Origin of the sequence: Siphonobacter sp. SORGH_AS_0500 (assembly GCF_031453245.1) — a bacterium.
Taxonomy (GTDB): domain Bacteria; phylum Bacteroidota; class Bacteroidia; order Cytophagales; family Spirosomataceae; genus Siphonobacter.
On the sequence record NZ_JAVIYT010000001.1, the window covers coordinates 4,601,777 to 4,623,844 of the forward strand.

At 41.8% G+C, this 22,068-nt stretch carries 13 protein-coding genes; 8 read left to right on the top strand and 5 right to left on the bottom strand.

Annotated features, from left to right (window positions below):
- Window positions 1-41 precede the first annotated feature (41 nt).
- The gene (locus QE357_RS19355; protein WP_309710933.1) at window positions 42-653 is read right to left on the bottom strand and encodes a thioredoxin fold domain-containing protein; all 612 of its coding nucleotides are present in this window, start codon (window positions 651-653) and stop codon (window positions 42-44) included.
- A 1,999-nt stretch (window positions 654-2,652) separates the two neighbouring features.
- A complete protein-coding gene (locus QE357_RS19360) occupies window positions 2,653-3,732 on the bottom strand; it encodes an RICIN domain-containing protein (protein WP_106636925.1) in 1,080 nt (359 codons plus the stop codon).
- 659 nt (window positions 3,733-4,391) lie between these two features.
- On the opposite strand from QE357_RS19360, the gene QE357_RS19365 reads away from it, so the two are divergent.
- On the top strand, window positions 4,392-8,660 hold the full coding sequence (locus QE357_RS19365; RefSeq protein WP_309710937.1) for a two-component regulator propeller domain-containing protein: 4,269 nt from the start codon (window positions 4,392-4,394) through the stop codon (window positions 8,658-8,660).
- 405 nt (window positions 8,661-9,065) lie between these two features.
- The gene (locus QE357_RS19370) at window positions 9,066-9,494 is read left to right on the top strand and encodes a hypothetical protein (protein ID WP_106636927.1); all 429 of its coding nucleotides are present in this window, start codon (window positions 9,066-9,068) and stop codon (window positions 9,492-9,494) included.
- Between the two features lie 1,089 nt (window positions 9,495-10,583).
- On the opposite strand, the gene QE357_RS19375 is transcribed toward QE357_RS19370, so the two are convergent.
- Window positions 10,584-12,260: a T9SS type A sorting domain-containing protein gene (locus tag QE357_RS19375; RefSeq protein WP_309710940.1), complete on the bottom strand. Its 1,677-nt coding sequence runs from the start codon at window positions 12,258-12,260 to the stop codon at window positions 10,584-10,586.
- Window positions 12,261-12,949: 689 nt separating this feature from the next.
- Between QE357_RS19375 and QE357_RS19380 the strand changes: the two genes are divergently transcribed.
- Window positions 12,950-13,480, top strand: coding sequence for a transposase (locus tag QE357_RS19380; RefSeq protein WP_309710943.1), 531 nt, complete (start codon window positions 12,950-12,952; stop codon window positions 13,478-13,480).
- Window positions 13,481-13,538: 58 nt separating this feature from the next.
- Here the strand turns inward: QE357_RS19380 and QE357_RS19385 are convergent, their stop codons facing one another.
- Window positions 13,539-15,230, bottom strand: coding sequence for a hypothetical protein (locus QE357_RS19385; RefSeq protein WP_309710945.1), 1,692 nt, complete (start codon window positions 15,228-15,230; stop codon window positions 13,539-13,541).
- Between the two features lie 96 nt (window positions 15,231-15,326).
- A complete protein-coding gene (locus QE357_RS19390; RefSeq protein ID WP_307143535.1) occupies window positions 15,327-15,653 on the bottom strand; it encodes an ankyrin repeat domain-containing protein in 327 nt (108 codons plus the stop codon).
- A 1,203-nt stretch (window positions 15,654-16,856) separates the two neighbouring features.
- Between QE357_RS19390 and QE357_RS19395 the strand changes: the two genes are divergently transcribed.
- The 5 genes from QE357_RS19395 to QE357_RS19415 all read left to right on the top strand — a co-directional run bounded on the left by QE357_RS19395 (window position 16,857) and on the right by QE357_RS19415 (window position 21,876).
- Window positions 16,857-17,315: a MarR family winged helix-turn-helix transcriptional regulator gene (locus tag QE357_RS19395; protein ID WP_157830340.1), complete on the top strand. Its 459-nt coding sequence runs from the start codon at window positions 16,857-16,859 to the stop codon at window positions 17,313-17,315.
- A 76-nt stretch (window positions 17,316-17,391) separates the two neighbouring features.
- Complete coding sequence (locus QE357_RS19400; RefSeq protein WP_309710950.1) at window positions 17,392-18,708, top strand: TolC family protein; 1,317 nt, start codon at window positions 17,392-17,394, stop codon at window positions 18,706-18,708.
- A 19-nt stretch (window positions 18,709-18,727) separates the two neighbouring features.
- The gene (locus QE357_RS19405; RefSeq protein ID WP_309710952.1) at window positions 18,728-19,813 is read left to right on the top strand and encodes an HlyD family secretion protein; all 1,086 of its coding nucleotides are present in this window, start codon (window positions 18,728-18,730) and stop codon (window positions 19,811-19,813) included.
- Window positions 19,810-21,417: a hypothetical protein gene (locus tag QE357_RS19410; RefSeq protein ID WP_309710956.1), complete on the top strand. Its 1,608-nt coding sequence runs from the start codon at window positions 19,810-19,812 to the stop codon at window positions 21,415-21,417. Before QE357_RS19405 ends, QE357_RS19410 begins: the two co-directional genes overlap by 4 nt.
- A gap of 12 nt (window positions 21,418-21,429) precedes the next feature.
- A complete protein-coding gene (locus QE357_RS19415; protein ID WP_309710959.1) occupies window positions 21,430-21,876 on the top strand; it encodes a helix-turn-helix domain-containing protein in 447 nt (148 codons plus the stop codon).
- Window positions 21,877-22,068: the final 192 nt, after the last annotated feature.

Consider the following 22,068-nt stretch of genomic DNA (forward strand, 5'->3'; position numbering starts at 1 on the left):
TCAAACTGGTTGCTGCATATCAAATCTGCCGCTAGATACTGTTAGTTTTTACAGGAAGGAAGTTTACAACCATAAGCCTTAAAGGCTAATTCATCAAAAGCTCCGAGTTGACTTTGACGTAACAAGCGGCCTAAGGCCTGTTTAGCATAACTAGTCTGCTCATCGCTACAATAGCGGCTCCGGTTATAGTTACCCCGGTAGAAAAGTTTCTCGTTAGTGTCGATCAACACGGCCTGCGGGGTTGAGTAAACTCCACAGATTGAAGCCAGTTGGTCGTTGTGTAGCACGGGTAGATGTAGATTCAAATCTTTTTGAATAAAAGCTTCTGAATAATTTTTCTGGCTCAAGAGAACAACGACAAAATCCACCTGGGCTTGATAGAGTTTTACCAAACTTTGAAAATGCCGACGATTAAATCTGGAGCAGGCACAATCTGGATTGTAGAAATGCAGAAACAAGGGTTTGTTGCACTTACGTGTCTGAAGTAGTTCACTGGCTAAGGTGGAGCCCAAAGCTACTTCGTGGTAATCCGGGGGAAGTGGTGTTGGCAGCAGATAAATCCAGGATTGGTACCAAAACAGAGAGCCAATTCCGATTAGGATGCCTAGCAGCCATAAACTAACTAATGTTTTTCTTGGTAAAGATGTCTTCATATAGTTGAGCACATAATAGAGCGTTTAATGTTTATTCATTTTTCTTTAAGCACAAAGCATAGGCAAGCACTACCCCGATGCTTATGCCTCTAAGGGCTGGCCTCATCAAGACTTAGCCAGAATAACAGATTACTCATTGGCGTGCTATAATTATTTAAAAATAATGACAAATGTCAAAATATTACCCTAATTACAGTAATTACCTGTATATACTACTATCTATACTAATCAGAGAGCTTTTATGTTTTCTTCTAATAAGTTTAGAACGTAATATTCATCTGGGTTTCAATACTAACATAAGTCACAATATAGTATTTTATAACCACTATAAAAGCTTAGTACTAGTAGAGTTATTTTTGTTAACCATAACATTTAAAGCAGGAAACTCGTATTTATTTAACTTAACAATACTCATTTTTAACTTTAAACCTCTACTACGTATTGCTTAAAAGTCGAGCGATACATCTGGAGGATCATACTTAAAAAGTCGATGCCACTCTTCTTGTTTTATCGATTAAACTGGTATTAATAAAAGGTATTATTAAGTAATAATAATCAAATACCTGGTAAAACAGCCAAATGATGAGTATAGAGACGACCTATAATGGTAATTAACCTAAAAATTCACTATCTATTTTTTCGTTTTATCCGTTTAAATACTCATAAGCAGATTTTTTTATTTTTCTAAAAAACGATTTCTTCACATATAACTTGATCTAATTAATTGTTTAATCAATAAAGAGATTACTAGCGGCGTATTAAAAGAGATTTCATGGGTAATATTTTACCTACGTATAGCTTTAAACCGTGCTACTTCCAAAAGCTTTTGGTCAGAAATAATCTTGATGATATTTAGAAAGATACAAAATTTAAACTCTTTTAACCTCTGTAAAATGAATTTACCTATGCTCGATTTTATTTACATATGTCTTATTTGTAAATAATGGTTCATATACGCCTATAAGCCTCTAATTATGTACAAAATAAGGTTACTTATTTTCTTTATTTATAAATAAAAAGTAATAGCTGTGTTAAAGTTATGGCTATACTAAATTCATTGAAAATGAACTTAGTATAGCCATAATGGATGGTTTTTCTATAAATTAAAGTTGAACGTATAGATCCTTAAATAACGTCAGTTCATAACCATATGCCTTCTATGGGGAGCATCAAAACACGTTTAAATAATATAATAATTCAAACATTTATTTATATTATTTAATTATAAGTGGTTTAAAAGTAAGCTATGCGTATGTACTATTATTATACGTTTGCAAGACCTCCACTAGAGTTTTGTTGATCACCTTGACAAGAAATATAATTATACCAAATTTAGTATTAGTAGTTTTTATAGATTATCTATTTATTATCTTTAAAACTAAACTTAACCTAATTAACTATAATCCATTGAAAGAAATTTAAACTTATCTTTTTTAATTAGTAGAATGATGGGGGAACGAATAGCTATATTGGGGATTTATCTACACTAGCATCATCAAAGATAGAGAAGAGGCGAGCATCTTTCTGACCTTTGCAGCCTCTACCATTGCTCAGCAAAAAGGAGGCGGTCATTCATGGCTAATTATGGCAGGCGACATACGTAAAAATATAGCTCTTAAAATTGCTGAATTACTGCTTCATTTAAAAGCCTTCGTACGCCCAGGAACGTTGCACATTGAGTAAGAAAAAGTAAAAGCTCCATATCTTCTGATTTTACCCAAAAGACCTAGAGCTTTTACTTTAGTTCTGTTACTTGTTTCTTCCTAACCGTCACCCTCTTCTAACTGAAGGGTGTCGATTTGGTAAACACTGATGACTCAACCACCTTTATCAAGCCTAGAAAGAAACCACCTGTCGTCGTTTCTTGGAAGCGGCACATTACTTGAACTTATCGGACCGAACCTGTCTGCTTTCACCGATCCCAAGCAATGCAGTAGCATTTTCTACTAATGTCTATCTGGTAACCATTTAAGCCAAAGGTTACCAGATAGACATATTCTTACATGCCGTCCGCTCTCATGGCGTTCACCATTTTCACGTGACGGAAAGCCGCAATCTCAGACCATTCATTGTCATAGTTAAGTCCATAAGGCCAGAAATGCGAGCCGCCCGTATTAATAACAGCATCAGGCCCATCGTAAGTTTTGATAAGGGCTACGGCATTAGCACCGGTGAAAGGGCCTGTAGACGTATTGGCATACCAGCCTCCCGAAATTCCCACGCCCCAGGTATGAGCTATTTCGTGCATCGCTGTACGCGTATTTTGGTAACTGGCATTAGAACCAAACCGAATATTACCGTTGGTATTACCATCTGCTGTATTTACGCCCGGATTGTACTCAACGGTCAATGTTCGAGCCGGCCAGGCAGCTCCCGCATTATAACGGGCACAGGCATCGTTCATTGCTGCCGTAATCCGTTCTCTCACATCGGTAGGTACGTCAGATGTAGTTAGCGTCCAGCCTAGCTGACCGTTGGCTTGGATAGTAACAAGACCCCACTCCTGATTTTCGCCTCCCCAGTAACCCCACTGCTTGATCTCAGCCAGATCATCGATGGATTGATTAAATACATCCAGATCCTTGCCACTATTGCGGTTTACAATACGGTAGTAGCCATTATTTGTGGGAATAAATTGCCACTGCTGATGATTAGCCCCCGTGTAGTCGCCTATCGTTACGTCGCCGCCATCGTCCACTGAAGCTTGGCTGATCTGTAAAGCTTTATTGCTTTGAACGCCAATGATGGAATAATACCCTCCCGCCAGTGACTGCAACGTCCACCTTTGGTTAGTACCGCCCGTGCCTCCATACTGGATGATGTTAGCACCGTTAGAAGTCTGAAACCCTTCCACATCAATCATTTTACCACTTTTACGGCTAACTAAATAGAACGTGCCGTTGCCTACCGACTGAAGAGGTTCAGAAGATGGCAAAGCCCTGGCTCCTCTGGATTTAACCGAGCCCGACTGAGGAGAGACTTTCTCTTCAATGGTTTCCTTCTGACAACCCGTCACCAGCGTCAGTAAAGCAAAACTGCACGCAGTTGCCCAATGAGAAATACTTAATCTTGTTTTCATAATGTAGAGATTTAGAAAATAAGTGCATCGCCATACCTAATGCACTTGGTTAAATCATAAGAGCGTATGGGCATCTTGTCATGAATAAAGCATTTAAGATGGGGGGAGTACCTGAAGCCAGACGGTCTGCTGACTAATGCGAAGTAACGTCTTGGGCGAGCAGGCGACCTCTAGCCTATGCTCTCCTAAAACTTGTTTGTAATTTCTAGTTTTACCTAATAAGTGCTTTGCTTAACTATTGAGTACCCTACTTTATAAGTAAGGTTTTCCAAGCCCTAAAATTTCAATAGCCATAGGTCTGATCTACTAATTATTGTTTTAGGAAAATAAAAAACTTGAATAGTTCAAAATTAACCAATGAAAAGTAAAGAGGACACCCCTATTTTCGGCAAATTGGCGGCTCGTTTTGGTCTGTTCTTCTTATATTTAGCTGTAAATTCCTTTTATTTACACTATTCACTTTGTGCATATCTATTCTTACCTATCTATTTTATTTAATAATTCCATGATTAAATAGTATAATTTAATTTTAAAAAAGTATAAGTCTGAAGGGTATTTTACTTAGTTAGGTCGCTATTACAGTAAGGGTTGTCTAAGTATATTTGCTTTTGAGAGACAGTCTTGGTTCCGCTAACCGTATAAAACGTATCCACTTGCTGATGCTTTCCCTAACTCGATCCATCTGGGCCTTTACGTACTGCCTATTGGCGGTATTACTTGTCCTAAGTACCCAAACCAGCTTTGCCCAACGAGAGCCTACGCAATTGAGATTTGATCATCTCACGGTTAATGAAGGCTTATCCCACAGCGATGCCTTATGCCTGGCTCAGGACCACCAGGGATTTATCTGGATTGGTACGCACAAGGGAATTGACCGTTACGATGGTTATCAGCTTAAAACGTACCATTTGCCCGTTAGTAATGGCAGTGGAGTGATCAATAACCGCATTCGTGCTTTACACGTCGATCATCAGGGTACGTTATGGGTGGGCATTGATGGAGCCGGGCTGTTTTATTACAATGCCAGCCGGGATCGTTTCGAAAGTATCCTTCAACGAGCCGTAGCCGCTAACTACCAACCCCTGATTCAAAAGATAGCCCTTGCGGATGTGCCTAGCCTTACCAGCGACCACAAAGGACGGCTATGGATAGGCACCAGTCAAAGCGGTTTATTCATGCTGCAATTTGACTCACAAGGTGTAGTCAATTACGTTAGCCACCTTAAGCTCAAGCCAGCAGACGTTATTCAGCCTTTTATTGATGAACTCACGGTTGATGGCTCTAATCATTTGTGGATTGGTACGCTGGGCAGCGGATTGTATGTACTGAACCCTCAAAACCAGCAAACCAAAGCTCAGTTCGTACCCTTGATGGGTGAAGTCAACATCCGGGCCTTACATGCGGATCGGCAAGGTAATTTGTGGGTTGGTACGGACGGCCAGATTTATTGGGGTAATTGTCGGAACGTGCCGCAACCTGCTTCCATTTGCTTTCAGTCCCTAGGAAGAGGTTTTGCAGAGATTGAACACCTCTACCGGGATTTTTCTCAACGCTTATGGATCAGTACCAAGTCCGGTTTGTTACTCTGGAATGTGAAGACCCCAAGTCCCCAACTGCCCATTCAACAGGAGGATATTCAACGTTTTCTTCCTTCCGATACAGATCCTTTCAGTATTAATTCCATTCGGGTTCACGACATCCTGGAGGATTCCTTTCATAACATCTGGATGGCCAGTTCTGCGGGAGGACTCAACATTTTAAAACCTTATACAAAACCCTTTGGCCTCATTCGACGGCAAAATGAGGGTTCTGCCAATCCGGCGACCAACTACATCAATGCCATATGCAAGGACGAATCTCGTAATCGCCTGTGGATAGGGACGCAAAATGGACTGGCTAGTTATGATCTGAACACAAAATCGTATACAAATTTTCTGGTGCACGCGTACTACGGCAGTGTAAACAGTGTAGATGTATCGGCCCTTCATCTCACCTCGCAGGGTACACTGTGGATAGGCACCCGGTATGCAGGTTTATTCAAGCTTGATCTTCGTACCAATACCATCCAGCCCGTGGCAGGCATTCCCGGGACAGCAGACTGGTACAGTTTAAGTATTGAAAGCATTACAGAGGATTCCTATGGATTTATCTGGATTTCTACGTTTACAGGTGGCCTCTACCGGATGGAGGCCAACGGAACGCACGGCGTAACCTATTCGGTACAGAACCACAAACTCCCTACCAATGACTTCACCCAGCTTTATTATGATGGGAAACACTCCATTCTATGGGCCAGTACCCGCAATGCGGGGTTACTGAAACTGGCGGTAACTCCTCATTCCATTCGCTTAATTAAGCAATTTAAACACGAGCCTGATAACCCTAATAGTCTCAGCACTAATTACACCTGGCCTTTGGTACAGGATAACCAGGGACGTCTTTGGATTGGAACCATCGGTGGTGGCCTGCACAGCCTGACCCAAACGCCCACTGGTGAAGATCGCATCGAGCGTTGGAAAAAATGGTTACCAGAAACGGATATAGAAAGTTTACTGATCGATGAATCAGGGAACCTTTGGATCGGAGGGTCTGGTATTTATCAACTAAATCCCCGAACTAAAAAGTTTTTGCACTACGATGTAACTGACGGTTTGCAAAGCAATTCTTTCAAAATCGGAGCTGCTTACCGGGCTAACGACCATACCCTGTTTATGGGAGGAACCAATGGCATCACCTATTTCCAACCGCAGGCCATTCAAGTTAACCCGTCGCTGCCGCGAGTTCAGATTACGGAATTGCGTATTCACAATCGGCCCGTAGCCGTGGGAGATACGCTCAATGGTAGGGTTCTCATGACCTCTCCATTGGCAAATCAATCTTCCATTGAACTTCGCTCAACGGAGAACGACTTTTCCATTGAATTTGTAGGGCTTCACTACGCTAATCCCCGTAAACAGCAATATGCTTACCAGTTAGTTGGCTATAATAAGGACTGGGTACGAGTCAATGCTCAGCAACGAACTGTTACTTTTTCTAATTTACCGGCCGGAGATTATACGTTTCAGGTAAAATCCAGCAACGATGACGGCGTCTGGCTGGAGCAACCCACGGTTTTATACATCACGATTTTACCACCCTGGTGGAAAACCTGGTGGGCTTATTTGTTATATCTAACTGCGGCTGGAATTGCCTTTTGGCTCTATCACCATAATAGTGTAGTGCAACAACGCCTGAAAAACGAACTAGCTCTCAAACAGTACAAGATTGAAAAAGACCAGGAATTAACTGATGGGAAACTACAGTTTTTCACGAACGTTTCTCACGAGCTTCGGACACCCCTTACCCTGATTCTCGGACCAGTCGAGGAGTTAGTGGGCATGAGTCATGAACCGATTCACCAGGTCAAAGACAAGATTATGCTCATGCACCAGCAAACTCGTAAGCTGCTCGACCTGGTCAATCAGCTCTTGGACTTTAGAAAAGTCGAAACGGGTTCTGTTCAGCTAAAAATTACTCCCACCAACATTATTCCGTTCTTAACGGAAATATTTCTGGTATTTAAGCTCAAAGCCGAAGCCCTGCAACTCAACTATACCATTGATGTTCCTCCGCAGGATATCACGCTTTACGTGGACCGGGTTAAGCTCGAGTCTATCGTTGTCAATTTACTTTCCAACGCCTTTAAGTATTCTTCGGAAGGTGGGTCTGTTGAAATTGTGGTGAACACCGTTGGTGAACCCAATCAAGCTGCCCTTTATAAAGATCAGCACTTGCTCGATCATTACCTTGAGATTACTATTAAAGATCAGGGAGTGGGCATGAACGAGGCGGAAATAAATCGAATTTTTGATCCCTATTTCCAGGCGACTCAAAGCGAATCCATTAAAGTGACGGGAACGGGCATTGGCTTATCACTGGTAAAAAAATACGTAGACGCTCATCAGGGAGAAGTACTCGTAAACAGTCAACCAGGTATGGGTACTACGTTCATTCTGCGATTACCCTTTGGCAAAGAGCATATATCTCCAGACTTACGGTGCCAGATACCCGCTACTACTCAACCCACTCTTGAGGAAGTTAAGCAATCCGTTCGGCTAGCCCATGCCGAACAACATACGCCTGAAGCGGACTTGACGGAAGCTGCTCATCTTTTAATTGTAGAGGACAATGAAGCACTTCGTAACTATCTCTACGATTCATTGGCCAAAACCTACCGCGTTAGTACCGCAGTAGACGGAGTAGATGGATGGGAAAAGACCTTAGAGTTACTACCCGATTTAGTTATTAGTGATGTCATGATGCCCCGTAGTAGTGGACTTGAGTTGTGTCAGCAAATCAAGAAACATCCCAAAACGTTACATATCCCGGTATTTTTACTAACGGCCCGGGCCACAGCTATGCACCAACTGGAAGGCTTAGAAACCGGTGCTGATGAATACATGACCAAGCCGTTTAACGTCGACTTGTTACAAGCGAAAATAACGGTTATGCTCCGCAACCGCTTTCTGCTCCGGGAATATTACCACCGACAGCTTTTACTGAAGCCAACGGATCTGATTATTCCAAGTGAACACAAATCGTTACTGGAAAAAGCTACGGCTACCATTGAAGCTAACCTAACCGATTCCGACTTTACCATTCCGGTTTTGGTTCGGGAGTTGGGTATGAGCCAATCTTCCTTTTACCGCCAAATCAAGACCATTACGGGAAAAACTGCCGTGGAGTTTGTCCGTGATGTCCGGCTAAAAAAAGCTGCTCAGCTCTTGCTTATGGATGATGTACGAATTGGCGAAGTAATGATGCAGGTCGGCTTTGAAAGTCCTAAGTATTTCCGTAAAGCGTTTCACCAAATCTATGGCATGTCTCCACTGGAGTATGCCAAACATCACCGAGCTAACGTTTTAAACGAGGATTTTCAGGATAGTTAATTGAAAAGGCGGTAGAAATGAATCATTTTTCTACCGCCTTCCTGTTTTATGTAGAGTCTTTAGGGTGAAGTCCCCTGCTGTCATAAATCGCTTATCAATCGTTGAATTCTACCCCAATGGGTAGTCAAAGCCAGTCAATAATTACCCCCTAAACAGTTACCAGAATCCTTGTATATGACAGGTATCAAGTATTCTCGCTAATGAGTAATTTTTAGGTACCTGGATTTTATTACATCAAATTATTGATCTTTTTTAGCTCCTTATTTAAGTAGTTAAGATTAGCTTAACTTACTCACCTATAGGCAATAATAAATAGTTAAAAGACTATACGTTGCATTGGAAGATGTGCTATACTTGCAGAGTGTTGTCCTGCACATTACCCTTTATCTCCCTAAAAGTTATCTAATGCTTACCGCCCAAGAAGCACTTCTGCAAACCAAAAAGATTAATTCTCTACGAAAAAAAAAGCCCCCCTTCCTTGATCCTTTCAAAAAAGAAGAGTTGCTTCATGAGGAGTTTTTAAAACTTCAGGATTCCATTTCATCCGCCATTCAACAAGGCAGATATAGTTGTTACCATCACTTGGATGCAAGAATCGATCAGGAAGTAAGAAGCTGGCTTAAATCTCATCATTATTCCATTAAAAGCTATAATAAGAGCTTTCTTCCTGAAGAACGTAAACTTACCTGGGTGAAAACACTCTGCTACCTGGGGGCTTTCATTAGCCTGATGGGGATTCCGCTATTACTATCCTACAACCTGCTAGGCCGACGTTACGGAAAAATTAATATCAAAATTGTCTGGCGTGATAGCCGAACCGTGCGTATTTATTAAGCTTGATTCCTGCCCTTACGGTCAACGTATATCAATTTTCTATTGGAAATAAATCTATAAAATTTATTTCTGTCATTTAAAGATCGTCTAACGATAATAAAGAGAGCAGGTAATTCTTTAACTAACCAATTCCTAGCATGGAACGGTGTCATTACACGCCAAGTGATAGTTACCCATTAAGCTCACAGCAAAGATGTGTATGGCCCTTGTTTAATTGATTGCTAGCAGTAACAAAAACCGCCCATTTGAGCACAAAGCTGGGTGCCCGGCATTTACATATATATGATTGTTATTTTAAGCAGATTTGTATCAGGTCCGAGTAGTTCTATTAAATCTGCCTCTTACAGCCATCTCCTTACTTACATATTTACGTTTGAAAAGTAAAGTCTGGTCCTTTGGGTGGCAATCGTTTGAAATCAACTCCCAAAGCGGTATTTGGCAAACTCTAGTATATGGGTTATTTTTGATAAACCAGGAACAGGATGAATTTTGCCTTAACACTTACTCCTCAATCTTTAAAAGCTTTGTCACTCATGAAAAATGCCATCTTAAGTTTTATTGGATTTGGTCTGATAAGCGTAGCTATGATTACTGTCACTGGTAATTATAGCTATTAGATTATCCGCTGAGTTTTTCTTTATAGTAGCGGGCTTGTTTCACCGTCAGCAAACTTAGTCAAACAGGCCCATGCATGTATCAAAGGAGAAGTTAAATTAAAGCGTACTTGATATGAGTTATTGCAATTTTCGAATCTAAAAATTTAGTCTATTAAAAAGGATTTACCACAAATAAGTCTGTTTCATGCTAAATTTAGAAATTGATATTTATAAGAAATCTCTCTGGAATATATCTAGAAGAATTTTCCATTATTTACATGGGCATTTATCTTTGCTGATGTATGCACTATGATGCTTGTCGGAATGGGCTGGTATACAGTTCTCACCTGGAATGAGTTCTATGAATTGGAAGTATATAAATAGTACGATAAGTTTGTAAAGTGGGTTATGGAAAACCACCAACAGACTATATATGATTACAATAAGTCGCCAAGCTCCAAATAGATAAAGCTGTTTGAAGCTCATAGATTTATTATTTGCTCACTATGACTTTATGGGTCTTAATATATCCATCTATCCGTATAATATTCAAAAAATATAAACCCGTTTGTAAAGTACTAACGTCGATACCTGAAACGGTTAAGTTTGGGGACCGATATACAGTTAAGCCTTGAGCATTTGTAATAGATATTTCTTTGACAGACAATACATCTATATTGCTAACAAAAAGTACTTTATTTGTTGGATTAGGGTAAAGTATCGGAGTACCGTACTTGACGATTACGCTTTGCGTACGGCTATAGTTAAATGTTCCATCATTGTCGATCATATTCAGACGGTAATAGTTAATGCCTGCGGATGGATATTGATCGGTAAAATGATAGCTAAGCAGAGTATTACTTTGTCCCTTTGCTTTTTGAGTACCCACTACCGTCCAGCTTTCTCCATCACAGCTACGCTGAATCTCAAAACGATTCGTATTTTTTTCCGTTGCCGTTGTCCAGGCAATATTTATTGATGCGTCTGAGGCTACAGCTGAGAATCGCTGTAGGGTAACGGGTAAAGCCGTAGGGCATCCCACCTGCACGGGATCTAAGGTGTATAAACCAGACACGGGTACACCTAACTGCCCATTCTCTGCAATCCCCCAAGTCCAAAGAGTATTGTTACTACGAATGCCAGCCGAGTGCTTACCACCCGCACTTACTGAAACCCAGTCTGTTTCAGCACCTACCTGAACTGGTAGATTGGTTGGGGTTTTATTACCTGTACCAAGGGTGAGCTGTTCATACGTTCCACCGCCCCAAGCCCAAAGGGTATTATCATCCCGAATAGCTAGTGAAAAAGAGCTTTGATTACTTCCGTTGTTACCCGTAGTAATCATCTTCCAGGCATAAGTATTATCGATCAGTGTGGGACTAAATAAAACTGAAGTATTAGAGCCAGTGCCGGTTTGTCCAGCGTCGTTAGACCCCCAGCCGTATATGCTTCCGTCTGCTCTTATACCAATCATGTGTACACCGCCTGCCAGATCTTTCCATAGATTTCCGTCTACTTTGGTTAAAGAAGGGAAAGCACTATATTGCTCCCCACTACCCAAAGCTCCGAAATTATTAGTACCATAAGCCCAGCGACTGCCATCAGATTTAAGGGCCATCGTAGTGTAAGCCCCCTTCATTATTTCTACCCAGTCCATATCCGTGCCTATCTGAGTGGGTACATGAAAGACTCCACCTCCGGCAATATGGCTATCATTTCCCCATCTCCATAGGGTCCCGTCAGTTTTAAGACCTACAATTGCCCCTAATTCGCCATCCATCGTTTTCCAATTCGAATCCGTGCCTACCTTTTTGGGAGTTAGGCTACTGTTGGTAGTACCGTCGCCTAGTTGATACGCATCATTTTTACCCCAAGACCAAAGTGTACCATCCATTTTGAGACCGTACGATACTCCCTGTATAGCGAAGACTTCGGCCCAGTTTCGATCAGAGCCAATCTGAATTGGGGTTCGTTGATTGGTTGTTGTGCCATCGCCTAGCTGTCCCGAAGAATTATCGCCAAAGGCCCATAGCGATCCGTCGCTTTGAATGGCTAAAGTATGCCCCGGATTATAATAACTGTCTTTGGACGCCGAAGCTTTCTTCCAGCATTGTGCCCTTAGTGGTAAAGAGAGAAAAAGAAAAAGGATCAATGTAAAAGATCTTACCATACTTATCTAATAGATAAATTTCAATACAATACTACCAATAATTATCGTAAGTTAATATACTGCCCTACTAAAATAGGTCAACAATAAAAAGGGAATTGGATATTTGTAGTTCTCAAGCTCCAAATACGACCAATTCCCCATGAAGCAAAGCCTCAAAAGCGAAATTATGGCAATTCTTGATTGAGCACCCATCGTTACCAATTTAGCTCGAAAAACTTCGTCTCCCTGTTCATACTAGCACAAATTCAACTTAGAAAGGTACAATTTAACAATGGGCTGTAGGACTCAATGATGACGCCAAGATTAGCTCTAATCAAAACCGAATTGAAAACTTCTTTCGCGAAGTTCAAATCAACTTTCAGGCCGTCGCACAACTCATGATGCCCTTATTGCCTAAGAAAGCTAAACTTCTCTTAACGATTGACCGAACCGAGTGGGACTTCGGCAAATGCCAGTTGAGTATATTGATGGTTTTAATTGGATGCGGCAACCTGCAATTACCCCTCTATTGGGAATTGCTTGACAACAAAAGTGGCAATTCCAACAGTCAGGATTGGATTGATTTGTTAGAAAAATGCTTTACAGTGGTTGATCTAAATTGAGTTGGATTAGTATTAGTTATTGGCGACCGGGAGTTTGTGGGCCACAAGTAGATTAAATACCTAAAAGACAAAAAATTAAGTTTCCTCATGCGTATGCCCAAACACCACTCTATCAGTCTTGAAAGCGGGGATGTTATTTGGATAAACGATCTGGCCTTAGGCCTTGGTGAGGCGTGTCGTTTTGAAACGTGTCAAGTAGATGGCTGCTGGGGCTGGGTTTGGGTGAAACAACTGGATGAAGCCGAGTATCTGTATTTGTTTGGCACGGTGGAACTGGCTTTATTTGGCCAACTCTACCGCAAACGGTGGTGCATCGAAGCCTTTTTTCAGAACCTTAAACAGCGAGGTTTTCATCTGGAGTCAACGTATCTTGGCCGTCTGTCAAAACTCAGCAAATTGGTTGCTTTGGTGAGTTTGGCGTATGATTTTTGTGGGAGTGTAGACGTATGCTACGCTCAAAAAGTACAACCTATCAAGCTAAAGAAACATGGCTACAAGGATAACAGCTTCGCCCATTATGGTCTGAATCAACTGTGGGCTTTGTTACGGGGTGAGTGGCAGCAAACGGTTTTACTCTGGCCGCTTCTCCAACGGATTTTTGGCTGGTTAAAAGCATAAATAGCTAAAAATCTACAACTATTTTAGCAGGGTAGAGTAGTAAATTTATTATACCTATCTAAATATCTTCCTGCTTAATTTCGTGAGTAGACTCCAATTTTTTTATTGATTTTTTCTGAGCTTCCCGTGCCTGTTCCAGTGTTTCGTACGTATTGAAATTACTGAAGGTGTTTTGTTGATCAGGATACTTGGCCTTTACGCGTTCAAAATATTGATGGGCTATTTTATCCATATCTTCACCAGCTTTGACACGTTTGATACTAGTATATATAACTTGTGGTTTTGTTGTTTCATTGGAAGCCTGTCGTTGCCCTACATTAGCCCAATAGTATTTCAATTCGGATGGATGAGGTGTTTTTGTAAATTCCGCCAATAAGTTTGCTAAACTTGTCTCCGAGCTTAAATATTGCTTTTCTAATGCTTCAAAAGTGCGTTCATCTACCCCACTTTGAAGCAGATTCTCTTTGAAGAATGCATAATTTGTAAGAGGCTGGTGGGCTTGCAGGATATAACGAATCCATTTCCACATCTGAGGACGACCGATTTTAGCCTCTAAAGCCGTCAGTAAGAGAGGAACGTACTCATACCGATAGGTCTCATTTATCTGATCAGGCTTAGTAATTTCCTTTAAGGGTTTAAATTGCTTTAATCCCCGGCTGGCATTTACATAGTGATTGATTAAATGTTTATAGTACTTTTCCCCGATCAAATCCCGCGTGGACTGTAAAGAAATATACTCGGTCATTCCCTCCAGGAAGGCCCAGTATAGAGTAGAATTGGGCCGGAAAACGGTACCAAAATAGTAATGCCCCAGCTCGTGTGAGAGCATAGACAGTTGGCTGGAATCTACCATAGTCAGGCTTTGCGGATGGACCAAGGTATTTAAGCGATTTATTGGGCTAACGGAAGCAATAGTGGGATACGTTACAAACATCCAATCATTCCGCTTGGAAATAGGGGTACTTGTCAATAAAGTAACATCTATCCCATAAGGAATGTCTAAATGAGTCTGATAATATTCTTTAATGCGGGTAAACCACCCATCCAGCACCTGAGCCTGGCCTGTACTTAATGAGGTATTGACCAGATAAGTATTTTGCTCTTTCTTGAAGTCGAAATCCCCCGCAAAAAGGAGTAATGGAAAAGGCTTATTGGACTGTAAATGAGCTTTATCGCCTTTCTGGGGCGGGTAACCGTTTAAATAAATGGCTTTGGCTCCAGGTACATGAATAGTCAAGTCATACGTGACACTACTATAGGTCTTATCTTCAGAGATGTCATAGAGAATCGGATACCAAACGGATTGTTCACTGGCTCTAATCGTCTTTCCATTAAAAGCAATGTTTCCTTTCCAATCGCCCCATTCGCTTCGCTTTATGGAATCCGCATAAATGGGAAAGGCCCCCACGTAACTGATTTTAAAATGCGAGGGTAAGTAACGGTCCTTACTACCATTGCTGGGAAACCAGTACTGCATACTCTCATACGATTTTTCAGGATGATACTCTCTTTCAACCGAATAAGAAAAACGATCAGAACTGTCTCGAAAAAACTTCACGTTTAAACCACTATTGAGCTGAATGCAATAGTTATTGGTTTTAGGTAGGTTTGAAACGTCCAGATCAGCCTTAAAAGTACCTTCAATGAGTGACACATAAATGTTACCGGAAACGTGGGGAACCTGGCCGTAGGCTGTTGGACAGATCAGCAGAAATCCCAGGATAATGAAGGAAAGAAAAGATTGGAACATAGCCTTGGTTAGGGATTAGAATGGGTATAATCTAATCCTTAAGTTAAACAATGCTAGTGAAGAGATCAAGTCATCTGTTGTATAAGTGCTTTGATGTTAAATAAAGTCAATAAAAAAAGACTTTACATCGTAGTTGGCAATAGCTAAAGCCAAATCATAGGGACTGATTCCTGAATGATTTTTCACATAAGGGTTAGCCCCAGCTTGTAACAACGGCCTAATCAAGTCTTCTCGCCCCTTTGACTCAAAAGTTGCTCGCCAAAGCGGAGTATTTCCATATTTATCTTGTAAATCAATGGCTGAATGCACTGATAACAATACCTTTAAAATTGAAGATTGTCCCGTCTGAACTACATAATGTAAGGCCGTCCATCCTAATTTATCCTGATGTTCAATCGAAGCTCCTTTAGCAACTAACCAGATCTAAGTTTTTAGTCAGTACTGCATGGATTAAAAGCGTTCTTCCATCTGTATCAATTAGATTTATGGACTCACTGAAGACGTCGAAATCAAAGGTGAGTGAATCAGATGAATATATTCTACTTATAATATCATCAGTAATCCGATTCTTTCTAACTATTGTCATTTTCTTATTGCATAATCAATCATTATGTTACTAAACAAATTTCAAATGCACCATTAATCAATGGCCAGAACATAGCTGAGATTCGTTTACTTAACTAATGGCTACGTTTCAGTCTGTTAAGCTCAAACTTAAGAACAATAAACCCTATCAAGCTTTGAAAAACTAGCAAGATTATATATCCCATGAGCTGCCCTAAACCATATTCATCATGGCCAGTAATAAATTCAGAGTATTTCCTCCATACCAATGAACAGAATGTAAATATGAGACTGTGGATGAGAAAATATTTCCAGAAAGTCTTTTTATCAGGTATTAGAGTCACTGTCCATACCCACAAAGCTCCTGCTGTAGCTATTACCAAAAGAAGTATTATTGTTTCCAACTGTTTTATAGTCAAATATCCTATGGGACTCTGTTCCATCCATGCATATTACATCCAAAATAAAAAAACCTATTTCAGGAAGATACCCGCCAGTATCCAATGAAATAGGTTCGATATGAAATGTGCTGCTTGTCTGGCAAAGATACATAACTTTTGCCTGTACATCCAGAGGAGCATAACGTTTTGTAAACCTATTCTTAATGGGTTGGAAGTAAGGGTACTTGTATTCAGAAGTTACTGTTTAACCGGAAAGAACTGCGGATCATTTCATTAGCCCTTTCTCAACTTAAAATCAGAATCCCTTTATTGACCAGAAACTTCCTGAAATTGAAGGTACTCCCAAAGAAAGCCATCCGCTGGCTTTGCAGCCAATACCGGGCTGTTAGTTAGGAATCGCATGGATGAAGCGAGTAGATGTTTTGCCCGGCAAAAAATGAGGTTTGGACGAAATTCACTACATGCTTTCTCCAGAGCAATGCTCCTAACATTCATGCCTCATCTCACAGAGAACATCTTATATTATACACTCCGAGCCCCTAGGTATGGTTCAAACCTATCGTAAAAATAGTTTTAAAATTATTTGTCAAGTATTTAACCATTCTTTACCTTTGTGCCGTTCTTAATCACACTAGCCTGATTAAGTTTGATGACGACAGCCATGAAAGAGGTTACAACTGAAGAATCCATTGATTTAGCCCGGCACTACTTTAAGACGTCCTCGCTGGCTACGATGGCTTTTCGCAATTTCATTCAGCAGAAGTTTAAGAAGGAACAGAAGGATCTCACTTTTGAAATGCTGCAAGTATTGTATCATTTAAACGAGAATGAAGGCTCTAATCAGCAAGAGATCGCCAATGCTACCGTAAAGGATAAAGCCAGTTTAACCTATCTCATTGATAATCTGGTAAAGCGTGGTTTGGTGCATCGCCAGGAAGACGAACAGGATCGTAGAAATAAGCGTATCTACCTGACCGCTCAGGGAAGCGAACTTTTGAATTCAACGATTATCCCCTGGTCAGAAGAAATGTATTCCATTGCTATGAAAGACGTTTCGGCCTATGAAATCCAACTGGTTATCAACGTTTTGTCAAAAATTACTCGTAATTTATCAGAGTAGTTTTTTTTGACATAATAGTTAAATACTTTACAGTATATATCTAAAATATTTAGTTCTTTACTTTCCATTCATACTCATGACCCTTTACCGATATTTTTGTGGAGCGGCGTTCGTTTTGCTTTCTCTTCATTCGCAGGCTCAGCGGGTAATTCCGCTTCAGGAAGCCGTTCTGTTGGCTCTCCAAAACAATGCGACCCTTCGACTCTCGACCGACCGCATTGCTCTCGCTGATGCTAAATTCAGGCAAGTAAAGGAGAAGTCCTTACCTCAGATTGGTTCTTCCCTGCAAGTAAGCCGTTTATCCGTCCTCTCTCCCTTTGAGCTTTCGATGGGTGGACCCGAACCCGCCTTTGCTCTGCCCCCTTCTTCCTTCTGGGCTACCATCGGCCTGGTTTCGGCCAGTAAAGAAATATTCAGCGGTTTTGCGGAAAAATCAGCCCATAAATCCGCTGAACTTCTCACCGAAGCGACCCGTCTGGATGCCGAAAAAGATCGCCGGGAAATTGAATACGGAGTTGTTGCTTCCTATTACAACATCTATAAGATCATGAAGTCCGCTCAGATTCTTGAAGAGAATATGAAACTACTGGATCGAAAAGAACAGGAAGTTCAAAACATGCTTCGGGAAGGGGTACTGACTTCTAATGAATTACTCAAGATTCAATTACAAAAAAGTAACCTCGAACTCTCGAAGGTAGATGTGGCGAATGCTCAGAAAACGGCCCTTTTCAATCTGGCGACCCTTCTGGGCCTATCCGAAGAAGTTGCCGTTGATACCACGTTAGCTTTGGGCAAACAAGTGCATGGAAAAGCTCTGGAACTGATCGAACAAGCTCAGACTACCCGGCCAGAACTCAAAGCGAATGCCGTTCGCATGAAAGTTGCCGAGAACGCCCTCATTCAGACCAGAAGTATCCTTTATCCCCACGTAGATGCATCGGCCATGTACATTTACCTAAATCCCAATAAAAACGTAATTCCGGCTTCCCATACCTTCTTACAGGCTCTTAATCTGGGGGTTTCGGTTAAGTACAGTATTTCCTCCCTGTATGCCTCGAAGGGCCGTATTCAGGAAGCTAAACTCAATATTGCTCAGGCTCAACACGGCAATCAAATCCAGCAGGAACAGATTCGAAATGAAGTCTTTGGACTTTATACCGCGAATGAAACAGCTCTGGAAAAAGTACACGTTTCGGAAAAGGCCCTGGCTCAGGCGGATCGGAGCTACCAGTTAACGGATTCCAAGTTTAGAAATGGCCTGTTACTTTCCAGTGACCTGCTCGAAGCCCAGTCGCTCCTGCTTCAGTCTCAGCTCAACTTACTGAGTAGCCGGGTAGACGCCCAGCTTAATTATTACAAACTCCAGAAAGCCTTAGGCAATCCCATCCAATAATCCTATTTCAATAGCATTCATGAGCACTAAAACAACGGCCCCTACGGAGGGCCATACCCATAAAAAAACCAGGAAAGTGAAGGTAGGCCAACTACTAACGAACGTTATTCTCGTGGCCTGCATTGGCGGGGGAGCCTACTGGGCCTACGATCATTTTGTCCGCTTTGAAGCTAATGAAGTGACTAACGATGCTCAGGTAGAAGAATTTATCAATCCCATCAATTCCCGAATCGGCGGATACATTAAATCCATCCGCTTTACGGAGCACCAGGCCGTTAAAAAAGGCGATACACTCGTAGTCATTGATGATCGGGAACTTAAGATTCAGGTTGCTCAGGCGGAAGCGGCCTATCTGGAGGCTCAGGCTGGCCAGGGTGTCACTAATTCCAGCATCAACACGGTTCGTAATAATACCTCTGTAGCCGATGCGAACCTGGCTGAAATGAAAGTTCGGCTGGCCAATGCCGAGCAAAACTACAATCGCTACGTTAATCTGTTAAAAGATGAATCGGTAAGCCGCCAGCAATTTGAAATGGTAAGCACGGAATATGAAGCCATGAAAGCGAAGTACAAAGCTCTGCTTACGCAACGACAAAGTACTGAGCTGGCCACTTCGGAAGTAAGTAAACGCTTAACCGTAAATGCCGCAGGCATCAAACGGGCTCAGGCCGCTCTGGACATGGCTCGGTTGAACCTAAGCTATACCGTTATTACTGCTCCTTACGACGGGTACGTAGGTCGCCGTACGCTTCAGGAGGGCCAACTGATTCAGCCGGGGCAAGCTCTGGTTTCCATCGTTCGCGACGATCAGAAATGGATCACTGCCAATTACAAGGAAACGCAGATGAGTCATCTACGTATAGGACAATCCGTTAATATAAAAGTTGATGCTCTGGAGGGAAAGAACTTTAAGGGTACCGTAACAGCCATTGCTCAGGCTACGGGTTCTAAATTCTCACTGGTACCTACGGATAATTCAACGGGCAATTTTGTGAAGGTGCAACAGCGAATTCCCGTGCGAATTGATTTAGAAGGAAATTCATCCGAAGACCTAAAATTACTAAGGGCGGGCATGAACGTAGAAGTTGAAGCGAAAAAATTATGAAAAGTCCCTTTCATGCGTGGCTTCCTAAACCATTGATTCCCCTGGGAGTCCTCATCCTTTTGATGCCTACCCTGGCTCTAAGCGGCGTATACCCTGCGAATACGGCGGATATGGTGGGAGGATTAGGAACCTTGAGTGAATATTTCATGATGGCTAATTACGCGGCCACCATTGGAATGTTTTGTGCCTATCCCATCATGCTTAAAGTAAAAGGGTATTGGAATTCAAGAACCATCTTACTTGTTTCCTTTACTGCTACGCTTCTGTTGAGCGTCGTATGTGCGGAAACGACTTATCCCGAAGTCATCGTAGCGGCGAGTCTGCTGATCGGATTTTTTAAGATGTTTGCGATGATTGAGCTCATCATTCCGATCATGTTTATGATTAGCCCCGGCGGAGATCGGGCCCGATTTTATACCTTCTTTTACCCCATTTCCATTGGTATCGGCCAGGTTTCTGCGTATGTAACCGCCTTCATTTCATATGAGTATGGCTGGTCTTACGTCTATTACGTGATGGTCATTGCGAGTCTGGTTTGTCTGGCATTTACGCTTTTGCTGTATCACAATGATCCCTTAGAAAAGCAAATTCCCATCGAAAACATAGACGGTTTAAGCCTATTGCTATTAAGTGTCAGCCTCATGCTGGCTAACTACGTGCTTTGTTTTGCCCGTTATGAGAACTGGAGTGACTCGCTGCTGATTCAGGGGGCCAGTATTGGATTTATCATTACACTTCTGGGGTTCGTCAGCCGGCAGAATTCCCTCACGCATCCCCTTTTAGACTTATCCGTTTTAAAGAGTAAAAATGTACGTCTGGCTTTGTTTCTCATTTTCGTGATGGGAATCTTTTTTGCCAGTAGCAGTTTGCAAAGTGCGATTACCAGTGGAATTCTTCGCTACGATGCGATGACTTCGGCTCAGCTCAATTTATGGATGTTACCGGGCGTATTTCTGGGCGGCGTTATCTGCTTTATCTGGTTTAACTATCAGGGAGGTTTTAAAGGCATTATTCTTCTGGGGTTCGCAGCCTTTACCTTGTATCACGTCATCTTATATCTTACAGTCAGTCCAGACATGGGATTACAGGACTTCCATATAGCTCTGATTGCTAAGGGTCTAGGTATGATTCTTCTGTTTGTAGGTTTAGGGCTTTATCAGGCCAATAAAATGACCATGGTCGGTATGATTAATAGCGGAGCTTTGATGATTGCGATTCGTTCCTTCGTGGGCCCCGCCTTATTCTCTGCCGTCTATGCCTTTGCTCTTTATCAGGGCCAACAGCAACATCTGGTTGATCTGGCCGGTAAAATGGATGCTTTAGATCCCCAGGTAACAGCTCGCTATATGGCCGCCCCTCAATCGGGTTTGAGTCAGGGAACGGAAGTAGCCCAGATCATGGGAGCCAGAGCCTTGTCCGGCAGCGTTCAGGTGCAGGCAATTCTGGTAACCGTTAAAGAATGGATGGGCTTTATTTCCATAGCGGGATTCGTCACGCTGGCCTTCGTAAGCCTCAGAAGTTTCCAACCTGTCAATAAACGTCGGCTCGTGAATCTCAGAAGGAGGTGGCGGCGACTGGCTCTCATTCCCTATCCGATTCCTTAAATGCATACTCCTATGGTAGTTAATTCCTTCACGAAAAGTGACAAAGAAATGTGGGCCTTTCTGTTTGTATTGGGAAGAGCAAAACAGAATTTAATCCATCAATTGGAAAGAAGCCTTGCCGAAAAAGGCCATGAAAACATAAAAATTCGGCAATGGCTTACGTTAATTTCGATTGATGAAGGCATGAGTGTGAAGGAATTAGCTGCCAGCAGGGGCATATCCAAACAGGCAGCCAGTAAAATCTGTGAAGAGCTGGCTCAACGGGCTTACCTTTGTTTAAAGCCAGCCCCTACCGATGCCAGAGTCCTGCAAATTAAATTCACTATCAAAGGACGTAGAGCCGTGCGAGCAGGCTTTAACAAATTAAACGAGTTAAACGAGCTGCTTTCAACTCAATGTGACGAACACGTCTACCAGCAGATTATACAACTTTTGATAACGATTAATAATTGGAAGTAAGTTTTTAGAATGTCTTAGTAATGGTTCATTAATTCTGATGTAGCATTCGGTAAAATTCTCCAATGAATGATTTGTTGAACTAAGCCGATCCTCTACTGCGTTGCCATCCTATTGGTGATTCTACCATCTGCGAATACACCGACGAAATAAACGGCAGAAGAATTCCTTCTCTACAAGTCCAACGATCTTTAT